At 60.8% G+C, this 13,705-nt stretch carries 11 protein-coding genes; 1 reads left to right on the top strand and 10 read right to left on the bottom strand.

From position 1 onward, the window contains the following. The first annotated feature begins 9 nt into the window (after nucleotides 1-9). On the top strand, nucleotides 10-3,351 hold the full coding sequence (locus ACE4RL_RS14970; RefSeq protein WP_375597904.1) for an efflux RND transporter permease subunit: 3,342 nt from the start codon (nucleotides 10-12) through the stop codon (nucleotides 3,349-3,351). 55 nt (nucleotides 3,352-3,406) lie between these two features. Here ACE4RL_RS14970 and ACE4RL_RS14975 read toward each other — a convergent pair whose 3' ends face one another. The 10 genes from ACE4RL_RS14975 to cysS form a co-directional block, all read right to left on the bottom strand. Then, entirely contained in the window at nucleotides 3,407-3,877 is a 471-nt protein-coding gene (locus tag ACE4RL_RS14975) for a GNAT family N-acetyltransferase (RefSeq protein WP_375597905.1), read from the bottom strand. A 112-nt stretch (nucleotides 3,878-3,989) separates the two neighbouring features. Then, on the bottom strand, nucleotides 3,990-5,885 hold the full coding sequence (locus ACE4RL_RS14980) for an ABCB family ABC transporter ATP-binding protein/permease (protein ID WP_375597906.1): 1,896 nt from the start codon (nucleotides 5,883-5,885) through the stop codon (nucleotides 3,990-3,992). After that, on the bottom strand, nucleotides 5,885-6,205 hold the full coding sequence (locus ACE4RL_RS14985; RefSeq protein WP_375597907.1) for an ArsR/SmtB family transcription factor: 321 nt from the start codon (nucleotides 6,203-6,205) through the stop codon (nucleotides 5,885-5,887). The genes ACE4RL_RS14980 and ACE4RL_RS14985 overlap by 1 nt, the downstream gene beginning before the upstream one ends. A gap of 146 nt (nucleotides 6,206-6,351) precedes the next feature. After that, nucleotides 6,352-8,382: a LysM peptidoglycan-binding domain-containing protein gene (locus tag ACE4RL_RS14990; RefSeq protein ID WP_375597908.1), complete on the bottom strand. Its 2,031-nt coding sequence runs from the start codon at nucleotides 8,380-8,382 to the stop codon at nucleotides 6,352-6,354. Between the two features lie 149 nt (nucleotides 8,383-8,531). Then, on the bottom strand, nucleotides 8,532-10,175 hold the full coding sequence (cimA, locus tag ACE4RL_RS14995; RefSeq protein ID WP_375597909.1) for a citramalate synthase: 1,644 nt from the start codon (nucleotides 10,173-10,175) through the stop codon (nucleotides 8,532-8,534). An 18-nt stretch (nucleotides 10,176-10,193) separates the two neighbouring features. Beyond that, the gene (locus tag ACE4RL_RS15000) at nucleotides 10,194-10,676 is read right to left on the bottom strand and encodes a GFA family protein (RefSeq protein WP_375597910.1); all 483 of its coding nucleotides are present in this window, start codon (nucleotides 10,674-10,676) and stop codon (nucleotides 10,194-10,196) included. Nucleotides 10,677-10,681: 5 nt separating this feature from the next. Beyond that, the gene (locus tag ACE4RL_RS15005; RefSeq protein WP_375597911.1) at nucleotides 10,682-11,149 is read right to left on the bottom strand and encodes a GFA family protein; all 468 of its coding nucleotides are present in this window, start codon (nucleotides 11,147-11,149) and stop codon (nucleotides 10,682-10,684) included. Beyond that, nucleotides 11,136-11,519 carry a VOC family protein gene (locus ACE4RL_RS15010; protein WP_157288814.1) on the bottom strand — a complete coding sequence of 128 codons (384 nt, stop codon included), beginning with the start codon at nucleotides 11,517-11,519 and terminating at the stop codon, nucleotides 11,136-11,138. Before ACE4RL_RS15010 ends, ACE4RL_RS15005 begins: the two co-directional genes overlap by 14 nt. Before the next feature lie 66 nt (nucleotides 11,520-11,585). After that, nucleotides 11,586-11,939 (bottom strand): endonuclease domain-containing protein, encoded by a 354-nt coding sequence (locus tag ACE4RL_RS15015; RefSeq protein WP_375597912.1) that lies wholly within the window; start codon nucleotides 11,937-11,939, stop codon nucleotides 11,586-11,588. Nucleotides 11,940-12,091: 152 nt separating this feature from the next. Continuing rightward, on the bottom strand, nucleotides 12,092-13,510 hold the full coding sequence (gene cysS, locus ACE4RL_RS15020) for a cysteine--tRNA ligase (protein WP_375597913.1): 1,419 nt from the start codon (nucleotides 13,508-13,510) through the stop codon (nucleotides 12,092-12,094). Between the last annotated feature and the right edge of the window lie 195 nt (nucleotides 13,511-13,705).

The raw sequence follows: 13,705 nt of genomic DNA on the forward strand, positions 1-13,705 counted from the left end.
ACGCAGGCCATGCTCGATTTCATCGAAAGAATCCTCAGGATGCCGCGGGTTGTCCTGACGATCATGGTCATTGTGCTGGCTGCCGGTGCGGGCGCCTACATGTCGATGCCCAAGGAAAGCTTTCCGGCAATCGACGTGCCCTATCTTTATGTGTCGATCAGCCAGTCCGGCGTGTCGCCGCGTGACGCGGAAAACCTTCTGGCCAAGCCGGCAGAAGAAGAGCTGGCGACCCTACCGGGTCTGAACAATATCAGCTCAACCTCGACGACCGGGCACGCTTCTGTGTTCCTTGAGTTCGATATCAACACGGACAAGGATCAGGCGCTGGCAGACACGCGGGCGCGCATGGACGCCCTGCGGGCCGCACTTCCCGAAGACGCGAACGACCCCACGGTCAACGAGATTGACATCGTTGGCATGCCGATCCTTTCGGTAGCGGTCTATGGCTCTGCTCCCGAAAAAGAGTTGGTACGCCGTGCAGAACTTCTGCAGGACGCGCTCGAAGGCATCGCTGAGGTGCGCGAGGCTACCCTGTCCGGTGCCCGCAAGGAGCAGCTTGAGGTCCGCGTAGACCTGCTGCGCCTTGAAGCCTACGGCCTGACGGCCAACCAGTTGTTTGATGCTCTGTCCCGCAACAACATGGTTGTTGCCGGCGGTACGCTCAACACCGGGCAAGGTTCGTTCAATGTTGAAGTGCCCGGCCTGATCACGACTGCCGAGGACGTATTCAGCCTTCCGCTCAAGACCGATGGCAACACCATTGTGACCTTTGGCGATGTCGCCACCATCACCCGTACCCTGGCCGATGCCACCGAATATACGCAGGTTAACGGCTCCCCTGCCCTCATCCTTGGAATTTCCAAGAAACTGGGCACCAATATCATCGATGTCTCTGACAAGGTACGGGCCGTCACAGCCGAGGCGGCAAAAGACTGGCCAAGCGGGGTGAACTATTCGTTCTTCCTGGACCAGGCAGAGACCACCACGGCGCTTTTCCGTTCGCTCGAGGCGGCCGTGCTGACCGCGGTGGCACTGGTTTTGATCACCTGTGTAGCCACGCTTGGCGTGCGCCCCGCGATCATGATCGGCATGTCCATCCCGCTCTCTTTCATGATGGCATTCCTTGTAGCCCAAGGCCTGGGCATGACCATCAACATGATGGTCATGTTTGGTCTCGTGATCGCGGTTGGCGTGCTCGTCGACGACCCCGTCGTGGTGGTCGAATATGCCGAACGCAAGCTGCAGGAAGGCATTCCGAAGCGCGAGGCCTTCGTGATGGCAATGCGCAAGATGTTCGTGCCGGTGGTCGGCGCCACGGCGACAACGCTGGGAGCCTTCATCCCGCTGCTGTTCTGGCCGGGCATCATCGGCAAGTTCATGAGCTATCTGCCGATGATCGTGATCATCGTCATGGTCGCGTCTTTCGTCTCCGCCTTGATCTTCATGCCGGTTATCGGTTCGCTGATCGCCTCGACCCATGTTGACGAGAAGGAAAAGGCGAAAGCCGATATCGTCATGTACCCGGACAAGTTCGACTCCAAGAAGGTGGGCGGACTGACCGGCCTCTATGTCCGGATGATGGAAAAGCTGCTGCGTTGGCCGCTGCCGACCTTGGCAGTGGGTTTCGGCGTGATCATCAGCATCTTCGTCGCCTATTCGCTGAATCCGACAGGCTCAGAGGCCTTCCCGGCTTCCGAGCCGGAGTTCGCGTCTGTTGCCGTTGTTGGCCGCGGAAACTACTCACCTGAAGAAATTCGCGACATGCTGATCGAGGTCGAGAGCGAACTGATACAGGTCCAGGGCATCCAGGACGTCATCATGCAGTTCGGCACGACCGGCGCCTTCGGCACCATGCCGCCCGACACGATCGGCAATTTCCAGCTGCAGCTCACCAACTGGAACCACCGCGTTCCAGCCGAGGAGATCTTCGCCGATATCCGGGAACGGGTAGCGGACATTGCCGGGCTCGACATTCAGGTGATCGCGGCGGAGAACGGTCCTCCGGCAGGCAAGGACATCAATCTGCGGGTCGAGAGCACCAGCTATGACGACCTTGTGCCGGTAGTAGCCGCCATCCATGACCATCTGGCAACCTGGCCAGAGGTCGTCGACCTGGAAGACGGCCGCCCTTCCCCCGGTATCGACTGGCAGATCACCGTTGATCGTGCAGAAGCGGGCAAATACGGCATCGGTGTGCGCGAGTTGGCGCCCTATGTGCAGTTGGTCACGTCCGGCGTGAAGCTGGGCACATATCGCGACGAACTGACCGGCGACGAATTGGACATCCGCGTTCGTCTTCCCAAGGAAGAGCGGAGCTTCGATGCGCTAGACTCCATGCGTATTGCGACGAGCCAGGGTCTGGTACCGGTCTCGAACTTCATCGAGCGCACGGCTGTGCCCAAGGTGGCCAACATCCAGCGTCGCAACCAAGTCTATACCATGGCTGTTGCCGCGGCCCTGCCCAACCTGCCCGAAGGCATCTACGCCGCAGATAAGGTTGAAGAACTGCAGGCATGGATCGCGCAACAGGACTTTCCGGATCGGGTCAATATCGAGTTCGGTGGTGCCGAGGAACAGATGGGCGATGCCAATGCGTTCATCGTTCAGGCGATGATCATGGCGCTGGCCATCATCTTCTTTATCCTGCTGCTCGAGTATAACAGCTTCTACCAAGTGGCGGTGACGCTCACGACCGTCGCCATGTCGGTAGCGGGTGTGTTGTTGGGCATGCTGATTACCGGGATGACCTTCTCGGCTATCATGACAGGCCTTGGCATCGTGGCGCTGGCAGGTATCGTGGTTAAGAACGGCATCGTGCTGATCGACACATACAACGACTATCACCGGCATCAGAATGTTGAAGCGGTCAAAGCCATGCTGCTGACCGTAAGCCAGCGTGTCCGTCCGGTACTGCTGACCGCCTTTCTCACGGCTCTCGGCGTGATCCCGATGTGGGCCAATGTCGAGTTTGACTTCATCCGCCGGGAAATCGTGGTGGGCGGTATTGCCGGATCGTGGTTCGTCCATCTGTCGGCAGCTCTGGTCTCGGGCTTGTTCCTCTCAACGGCGCTGACTTTGATCATGGTGCCGGTGATGATCACCGCCCCGTCCGTCATGTGGGGACAGATCAAGTGGCTGGGCGGACTATTTGGAGCAATGGGAAGCTGGATCGCCAGCCCCTTCCGCCGCGGTCAGGCCGTTGCCGCGCCCGCAGGATTTGACGGCATTGCGGTGGAAATTCCGGAAGATGCGGATAGCGCCAAACGCTATATCGTGTCCAAGGAGATCGGCCTGACCGAAAAGGAAGCCAATGGCGTCACCGTGGTCAGCCGACGAGACGCCGCGGAGTAACGTGCCGCTACCACCAAAAATCGCGAAGGCCCGCAGCGATGCGGGCCTTTCTTGTTCAGGCGGAAAACTCGTAGAGGTTCCAGTCATCGCCATCAAAATGGACAGGCCTTGGCCTGGCCGCTCGATCGGCAAGCGCCCGCGACCAGAATTGCCGGGCCGCCGAATTGGCATGTGGCACCGCTATGTGCCAAGGCCCGGGATGGGCGCGCAGTGCCAGCTCGAGCGCGGCCTTGCCCACCCCCCTGCCCCGATGGGCGCGGAGAACAAAGAACTCAGCCATGAACCAACATGGCGCGCGGCCGGTGAGCGGGCAGTCATCAACGATCAGAGCAAAGCCGGCAACCTCGTCGTTTGACGCTATGAAATAGGGATGGCGCCAAAAGCGATCGAGAAAGCCATACTCAAAGCGGCCGTCGTCACGGACGGGAAATGGCATGAACTCGGTCAGGTCATGAAGGTAGAGCTGGACAAGGTTGGCGATCGAGCCCTGCTCCTCGTCCCGCGCTCGCCGCATCGAAATAGTCATGCAATCGCTCCCCAAAGACATGCTTTGTCTGCGCCATTGTGCGCTTTGCTGGCGATGATTGACGTTTCGATAATCGAAGCCACGCAAAGCGTGAGCACAGCCTGCTTGACGACTATTCCGCCGCCGGGGCACCGCGCTTAACGAAGCCGTCCGGGTCTTCCTGCGTGCGGGCGAGAAGCTCGGCGGCCTCATTGGCTTCGCGCTGACGGTTCCACATCTGGGCATAGAGCCCGTCCTGCTGCAACAGGGCCGCGTGATTGCCGCGCTCGGCAACTTGACCGTCGCGCAAGACCAGAATCTCATCGGCGTTGACGACAGTGGACAGACGGTGGGCGATCACCACGGTGGTGCGGTTGCGCGACACCTCATCCAATGCGGCCTGGATGTCGCGTTCAGTTTTGGTGTCCAGGGCAGAGGTGGCCTCGTCGAGGATGAGGATCGAGGGCGATTTCAGGATGGTGCGGGCAATGGCCACCCGCTGCTTTTCACCACCGGATAGCTTCAGCCCGCGTTCTCCAACGGGCGTATCGTATCCCTTGGGCAAGGTTTCGATGAAACCGGCGACCTGGGCCATGCGGGCCGCATCCTTGACCTCGTCGGGAGAGGCGCCGGGTCGGCCATACTCAATGTTATAGCCGATGCTGTCATTGAACAGCACAGTATCCTGCGGAACCATGCCAATAGCGGCACGCAGGCTTTCCTGGGTGACGTCGCGCAAGTCCTGACCGTCTATGGTAACGCGCCCACCCGTGACGTCGTAAAAGCGGAACAATAGGCGGGAGATGGTCGATTTGCCTGCGCCTGTCGGCCCGACGATAGCGACCGTCTTGCCGGCCGGCACTTCGAAGCTAACGCCCTTGAGGATGGCGCGGTCGGAGTCGTAGTGAAAGCTCACGTCCTCGAAGCGGATAACCGGGCCGGTGACCCTGAGCGCAGTCGCGCCGGACTTGTCCTGAATCTCGGGATCCTGATCGAGCAGCTTGAACATCTCTTCGATATCGGTGAGGCCCTGGCGCAGCTCGCGATAAACGAAACCGATGAAGTTGAGCGGCCGATAAATCTGCATCAGGAAGGTGTTGAGCAGGACGAAATCGCCCAGCGTCAGCGTTCCATTCATGACACCCATGATGGACATGATGGAGATGGCGAGAAAGCCGCTGTAGAAGATGACCGCCTGGCCAAAATTGAGAAAGCCCAACGACGTCCAGATACGAATGGCCGAACGCTCGTAGCCTTCCATGGCCTTATCGAAACGCCGCGCTTCCATCTGCTCATTGGCGAAATACTTCACCGTCTCGAAGTTGAGCAGGCTGTCGATTGCCTTGCCATTGGCATCGGTGTCGCTCTCGTTCATGTCCCGACGGATGGAAATGCGCCAGTTGGAAGCCTTGATCGTGAAATAGAGGTAGCCCCAGATCATCACGACCAGCACGCCCAGATAGCTTATACCGAACAGCCAGACGAAGATGATGGCCACCACAACGAACTCGACCATGGTAGGGGCGATGTTGAGCATGGCGAAACGGACGACCGTTTCGATGCCCTTGGTGCCGCGCTCGATAACGCGCGAAAGCCCGCCAGTCCGGCGCTGCAGGTGGAAGCGCAGCGAAAGGCGGTGCATATGATGGAAGGTCTGCAGCGCCAGCTTTCGCACCGCATGCTGGCCCACACTGGCAAACCAGACGTCGCGCAATTGCTGGAAGCCAGCGTCCACAATGTTGCCGAGCACATAGGCGATGACCAGCACCAGCGGAACCGCCAATCCAAGGATCAGGGTCTGGTCGGTATTGGTGCCATCGAGACTATCGATGATGCCCTTGTAGGCGAAGGGGATGAGCGTGGTGGCTACCTTGCTGGCAAGCAGGGCCGCCAGGGCAAGCACTACCCGCATCCGAAGGTCAGGGCGATCTTCCGGCCACATGTAGGACCAGAGATTGCGAACGGTCGAGAATACCGACCCCTCGTCCGCGCTGACGGACGGCTTCTTCTCAGTGCTGTCTAGAGCCATCAGGCCTGTTCCGTTTCCTTGTTGGCGGCGATGGGCGCCAGCCCCTTGAGGAGACCGCCAAAGGCCGAATTGAGTTCGGCCAGTCTGGCATGGCGGAGGCAATAGCGGTTGCGCGTGCCATGCGGCTTGCGCTCGATAAGCCCTGCATCGAGCAGGACCTTGATGTGCTGGGATACGGTAGACTGCGCCAGTGTCAGGCTGTCGGTAACATCGGCGCAGCAACATTGGCCCTGCTGCTGGGTCGCCAGAATGCGCAATATCTCAAGCCGGACGGGATGCCCCAGAGCACGCATGGAACTGGCAATGTCATCGTCATGCATGGCGCTGTGCTCGGCGTACAAGGACTGCGCCTACAGAGGAAGCGCGGTCAGGTTGATCGGTGAATTGCGATGGAAGATGGGGGCTACGGCGCCGAAAATCAATAGGCGTACAAAAGCGGCGCCTTCCGGCGCCGCTTTTTCGTAGATTACTGACCCGATAGTCCCTCGGGCAGATCAAACACCTGGCCGGGATAAATACGGTCCGGGTCCCTGATCTGGCCGGTATTGGCCTGGTAGATCGTGGTGTACTTCAACCCCTCGCCATAGACGCGGCGCGCGATGGTCCAGAGATTATCGCCGCGGCGGATGATGGCCTTGCCGGAGGCAAAACGCTGCGCCTCCGGATCACCGAGCGAGACTGCAACCATGATGGGCACGGCGCGCTCGTCAGATGCGGAAGTCCCGTCCGCAGCGATCTCGGCGCTCTGGGCGGCACTTTCTTCATTGGCCGGAACGGGCTCGGTGGCGATCGGTGCGGCTGTTTCCACGGCGGTCGTTTCTGCAGGCGCGACTGAAGCTTCAGCTGTCGCGGCCGGCGCGACAGGCTCGACCGTCTGGGCGTCGGTGACGTCCACCGATTGGGCCGGCGCGACCGAATCAACGGCAGGCTCTGAAGATGCTCCCGCAGTCTCCTGGGTCGCCGGTGCCGCGCCAGAAGCTGATGGCTGCGCAGTTGCCGAAGCTGGAGGTGTCTGCGGCGCGGGCTGTGGCGCTACAGGCTCCTGAACCGGCTCGGCCTGAGCAACAGCAACGGGCTCGTCGCCCCCGGGCACATCCACAACGAAATCGACCTCGGCGCGGGCAATGACTGTGGCCGAGTTCGGCAGCAGCAGGTCCACCCTGACACGCTGGCTGGGCTGGTCCAGAACCGGCCCCGCTTCAATTAACCAGCGACCGTTTTCGATCGTGGCATCGGCCACGAATTCGTCGTCGACATACAGGCGGATAACTCCACCATCCGGACCGGCGCCGGCAAAGAAGCTCCGGTCGTTCTCGATCTCGATCGCGTCAATAGTCGGCGGCACGGTGGCCAATTGGGTCTGTGCCGGCTCTGTCACCGGAGCTTCCGCAACAACAGCGCCGGCTGCCTCCTGCGCCTTATCGGCGGTGGAGGGAAGCGTGTCCGGCGTCTGGTTGGTTTCGGCCACGACGCCAGCCTGACTTTCTGTCTGGGAGGACTCATCAGGCACTTTCAGAGCTTCACCAGCAGTAGGTTCGGTGCTGGACTCCAAAGCGGGGACCGGCTCCACCGGTGTCGAATTCGCTGACGCGGCCGCTGTCGGGGCGGGCGCAGCTTCCACTTCGGTCCCAGCGACTTCCGTTTCGGTGACTTCCGTCTCAGCGACTTCAGTCTCGGGGACTTCGGCCTCAGGGGCTCTAGGTAAAGCGGCGACTTGCATGGCGGATTCTTCCGCACCCTCTTGCTCGACCAGGTCTGCCTGGGCGACCGTAGCAGGCTCGGTCGCGGCGGGTGTTTCAGCGGGCTCCAAGGGAGTCTCGGAGACTTCTGTTTCGGTCACTTCCGCAGGTTCGACCGGTACCGCCGAGGACGAGGGCTCCGGGGAGGTGGAAGCAGCCGGTTCAGCAGCCGGCTCGCCAGCCGGTTCCCGGGGCTCCGTCGATGCCTCGGCGGCAGGCGCTTCGGCGACCTGGACTGGGGCCGTCAGACCCTGGAGAACCTCACTGGCCTCGCCAGGCGTGCTGGCAACGACCAGCGGCTGGCTCGTCTTGTCTTCGTTGATGACGACGATGAATGAATCCTCGGCGGTGCCGGTCTTGCCTTCCTCGCCCAAGGTGATTTCCAGACCACCGGGCGGGAGCGGGGCGTCAGGCACGAAAACCCAGTCCCCGCTTGCTTCAACCTCAACCGTCCCAAGCAGTTCGCCGTTGGCAAACACTTCGACGCGGCTACCAGGCGTACCGCTACCGGCGATTACGACCGAGCCGTCTGGCTCGGCGCGCAACAGGCCGAACGTGGCAGCAACAACCTGATCGACCTCGCTTTCAACCGCAGTGGCCGCAGGTAGCGTAACATCCAGTTCGGGCTCGGCGGGAACCGCTTCCTCAATGTTGGCGACGACTTGTTCGCCAGGCGTTTCGGCGTCTGCAACAACAGGCGCAGGCGAAGCCGGAATCAGCCCGACCTCGACCATTTTGCCGCGCAGGCACTGCCCCATGCCGTCGGGGCTGTTGAAACAGGTGACAATCGATGGACCGGACAGAACGCCAAGAACAACGAGTAGAGTAACTGCCGCTGCCCCAATAGTCAGAGCCAGAGGTCGTTTCGGAGCGGTTTCGGCCAGTTTGCCCTCCCGGTAATATTCAGTCAGCCAACCGCCTTTTGCGCCTGGCTGGTGTTTGCCCCCAGTGTTGAAGCCTGTGCCGCATCAGTCTTCAACAGCTTGTATGTGATTGATTCATACAGAGCTTCAAACGAGGCATCAATGATATTGGGCGAAACGCCGATGGTTACCCAGCGCTCACCGCTGCCGTCGCGGCTTTCGACCAGTACACGGGTGACCGCGCCCGTGCCGCCGTCCAGGATACGCACCTTGAAATCGACCAGCTCCAGGTCCTCGATCCGGGCGGAGTATTTGCCCAGGTCCTTGCGCAATGCCTGGTCGAGCGCGTTGACCGGACCATTGCCCTCGGCCACGGACATCAGCAATTCGCCATCAACGCGAATCTTGACCACGGCCTCGGTGACGGTCACTTCGTCGCCCATCGCATTGTGGCGTCGCTCGACCATGGCCCGATAGTTCTCGACATCGAAGAAGTCAGGCAAGGTCCCGAGGACGCGGCGGGCAAGAACTGCGAAGGACGCATCAGCACCGTCATAGGAATAACCGCGAGCCTCGCGTTCCTTTACGGTAGCCAGCAGACGCTCGAGACGGGGATCATCCTTTTCCACGACGATGTCGTGGCGCGCCAGGGCCGTGAGAAGATTGGACTTGCCGGCCTGCTGGCTGACCATGATGGCGCGTTCATTGCCGACGCTTTCGGGCGGCACATGCTCGTAGGTCGAAAAGTCCTTGAGCAGGGCCGAAGCGTGGATACCGGCCTTGGTAGCGAAAGCCGAAGCGCCAACATAGGGAGCCTGGCGTGCGGGGGCACGGTTGAGCCGATCGTCGAAGGCACGCGAGATATGCGTAAGCCTTTCGAGATGTTCAGGTGTGATGCCGGTTTCAAAACGGTCGGCATAATAGGGTTTGAGCGCAAGGGTGGGGATCAGGGTCACCAGATTGGTGTTGCCGCAGCGCTCACCCAGGCCGTTCAGCGTACCCTGAACCTGGCACACGCCAGCCTCGACCGCGGCCAAGGCGTTCGCAACGGCCTGGCCGGTATCGTCATGGGGATGAATGCCTAGCCGGTCGCCAGGCGCGATGGTCATCACGTCCGCAACGATCTCGCGCACCTCCGAGGGCATAGTGCCCCCATTTGTGTCACAGAGCACAACCCAACGGGCACCGGCCTCCAGGGCCATCTTCACGCAATCAAGGGCATAGCTGCGATTGGCCTTGTAGCCATCGAAGAAGTGTTCGAGATCAACCAGAACTTCCTTGCCGGCCTCCGAGGCCGTGTGCACGGAGTCGGCAATTCCTTCGAGGTGTTCGTCGGTGCTGCAGCCAAGCGCCAGCTCCACCTGATAGTCCCAGGCCTTGGCAACATAGCAGACGGCCTCTGCCGACGAATTGACCAGCCCCATCACGCCGGGATCATTCGCGGCCGAGCGTCCCGCCCTCTTGGTCATGCCGAAGGCCGTGAAGATGGCTTTCTTTGTGCGCCTCTCTTGGAAAAAGGCGGTGTCTACGGGATTGGCACCAGGATAGCCGCCTTCGATATAGTCCACGCCAATCTGTTCGAGCATGCCGGCAATGGCGATCTTGTCCTCAAGCGAGAACTCAATGCCGGCGGTCTGCGCGCCATCACGCAGAGTGGTGTCGAAAAGATAGAGACGGGTGCGGGACATAGGGGGCCTAACTCGGGATTACTGCTTGGGGGGCCAGACTTCGGTGTCGTGGTCAGGGTGCTGGTGGTTGGTGGACTTGATGAAGGCGGCGATGTCAGGTTTTCGCTCTTCGATCGATGGTTCGTCGGGCAGGTCGCCAATGTCGTTGACCCATCTCAGGCGACTATCGACACCATGCTGATCCTTGGGCGGAAAGGCCTCTGGGTTATCGAGTGAACCAATGGAAACCCCCATCCAGTCACCCCCGATATACGAAAAGCTCAGCGGCGTGCCGCAATCGCGACAGAAGCCACGCTCGACTTGATCCGATGAGCGGAATGTCGCGATCTCCCCCCGAGTGAGCTCAAATCGCTCGAGCGGGCCGCCAACCAGAGGTGCGTAAAATGCGCCGAACGCCTTCTGGCACATGCGGCAATGGCATATGTGGGCGCCTTGAGGCTTCTGCGTGAAGCGGTAGCGCACAGCCCCGCATTGGCAACCCCCGGACCAGGTTTCACTCATTTTCGTTACTCTCTGGGTGGCCAGTCATTGGTGTCGTGATCTGGATGCTGATTTGAATGGATGCCGGCCATGAAGTCGCGCCACTCGTCGCTGACATCATGACGTTCGGGCAGCGTGCTGAGCCCGGCAAAGAATGGCTGCCGGTCGGTCAGATTGACCTGGATTTCGGGGGCGGCGACATTTGGGTCGTCAAAGGCACCGATGGCCAATTCGAGCCCGAAACGCGTCTCATAAGCAAGTGGGGTGCCGCATTCGCCACAAAAGGCGCGGCGGGCGGCATTGGAGCTCTGAAACCATTTCGGCTGGCCACGGGTCCAGACGGCATTATGCGCTGTCACCAGGGGGCCGAAGAAACCGCCAAAGGCCTTCTGGCACATGCGGCAATGACAAATGGACGGCCGGCCGAGACGTGTGACGCGGAAACGAACCGCGCCACACTGGCAGCCACCGGTATGGGCTTCAGCCTGGGGCATGACACACTGCTTCGATATTGTTGCCATCGGGATCAATGACAAAAGCGCCGTAATAGGTCGGATGATAGTGCTCACGCAGACCCGGTGCACCGTTGTCGGTTCCACCCGCGGCCAAGGCGGCTGTGTAGAAGGCGTCAACATCAGCGCGGGTCTCGGTGCGGAACGCATAGTGACGGCCGGGACCGGTTTCCGTTGCCTCGGTCAGCCAGAAATCGGGCCCTTCCTTGCCATAGCCGCCCACTTTGACGCCGCCGGTAAATTCCACTGGAACTTCGTTGAGCAGGGTGATGCCGAGCGGGGCGAATGCGGCGTCGTAAAAGGCCTTGGCCTTGTTCCAGTCCGCGACGAGAATTCCAACGTGATCAAGCATGGGTCCAACTCCGTTATGAGAAGCCGCGATCTGGCGCGATTCCGCTGACAGGGCATGGCAGGAAGGTCATTGTTGCCCCTCCTCGTGCAGGGTGGCCCATACGAGATCGGCGACCTGCGCCGGACGGGCGAGAACATCGTTGTTCCAAAGGCGAAGCAGGCGGAAACCGCGGCGAACAAGTTCGGCGTCTCTCGCCAGATCACGCGTACTTTCGGCATGCTGCGAGCCGTCCGCTTCGATGATTAGCTTTACATCGTAGCACACGAAGTCGGCGATGTAGGGGCCAATGGGAACCTGACGACGGAACTTGAAGCCAGAAAAGCGGCGATCGCGCAACAGCAACCACAGTCTGCGCTCTGCCTCTGTTGGTTCTCGACGCATCGCCCGCGCAAAGCCGAGAAGTCGATTGTCACCAGACATTCCTTCCCCCTCATCCGCCCTTCGGGCACCTTCTCCCACAAGGGGAGAAGGGTGGCTCCGAGTTTGCCGAGGATACCGAACACACCACCGGATCCCCTTCTACCCTTGTGGGAGAAGGTGGCGCGCAGCGCTGGATGAGGGGGATTGCGGTGTCACCGCTTGACCTCCCATTTGGTCTGGCGCTGGCCGGCCTCGTCCTTGTAGTCCATCAGCGCGATGCCCTGGTCGGCAAGTTCGTTGCGGATGGCGTCGGCCTTGGCGAAGTCTTTGGCGTTGAGGGCGGCAAGGCGGGCGGTCACTTGCGTTTGGACCGCGCCAGCCTCCACCTCCTCGCCGGAAAACCAATGTGTTGCCGTATCGGTGAGCAAGCCAAGCAAGGCCGCGCTGGCCTTGAGCGAGCGCATGGCTGGCACGATACCCTTGACTGCTTCGGCGCGCAGTTCATGCAAGGCCCGGACGGCTGCCGGGGTATTCAGGTCGTCATCAAGCGCGTCGACCATGCCGGCGCATAAAAGTCCGCCCTCGGCCGTCACGTCGCCCACAGCACGGTACCAGCCGTTGAGCAACGCTTCAGCTTCCTCCAACCGTCGCACCGTGAAGTCGATCGGCTCGCGGTAATGCGTCATCAGCATGGCGAGGCGCAGCACTTCGCCGGGCCATTTACGGCCGCCCAAGGCTTTGGTTTCGAGCAGGTCATGGATGGTAAAGAAGTTGCCCAGGCTCTTGCTCATCTTCTGGCCTTCGACCTGCAGGAAGCCGTTGTGCATCCAGACATTGGCCATGGCGTGCGAGCCGTGGGCGCAGCGGGATTGGGCGATTTCGTTTTCGTGGTGCGGAAAAATGAGGTCGAGCCCGCCACCGTGGATGTCGAAGGTTTCGCCCAGATAGCGCTCGGACATGGCCGAGCACTCAATGTGCCAGCCGGGCCGGCCGCGACCCCAGGGGCTGTCCCAGCCGGGTTCGTCTTCGGACGACTGCTTCCAGAGAACGAAGTCGGCCGGGTTGCGCTTGTGTGTATCCACGGCAACGCGGGCGCCAGCGAGGTTGTCTTCGAGATTGCGGCCGGACAACTGGCCGTAGTCGGGCATTGAATCCACGGCAAACAGCACTTCGCCGCCCGCCTCATAGGCATTGCCCTTGTCCAGCAGGCGCTGGATCATCGCCTGCATCTCGGCAATGTTTTCGGTGGCGCGGGGCTGTATCGTCGGTTCCAGGCAACCCAGCGCGGCCACGTCCTTCTGGTATTGCGCGGCGGTGGTTTCGGTGACCTTGCGGATAGCCTCGTTCAGCGGCAGGTCGGGATGATCGCGCAAGGCACGGGCGTTGATCTTGTCATCGACGTCAGTGATGTTGCGCACATAGGTGACGTGCTCGGCGCCATAGGTGTGGCGCAGCAGGCGAAACAGCAGGTCGAAGACGATGGCGGCGCGGCCATTTCCAATATGAGCAAAGTCATAGACCGTTGGACCGCAGGCATAGAGACGCACATTTTTCTCGTCCATCGGCACGAAGGGAGCCTTGGTCCGGGTCAGCGTGTTGTAGAGAGAAAGCTGCGGCTTTGCCGTGGTCATCGCGGGGTCCTGTGGGCCATACGGTATTGCTCTGGCGGGAGAGCCTCTATCCGTTTTCAAACCATCAGGATGAAGAAGACCGCTCCGCCAACGCTGGGGTTAGCAGGTAATAATGCAGCAGGTAATGGTGCACGCGGTGTTCATGGCGCGGAGATTGGCCGCGACGCAGCGATAAATCAAGCCCAAATAAAAATG

The organism is Devosia polycyclovorans (assembly GCF_042181575.1).
Taxonomy (GTDB): Bacteria; Pseudomonadota; Alphaproteobacteria; order Rhizobiales; family Devosiaceae; genus Devosia; species Devosia polycyclovorans.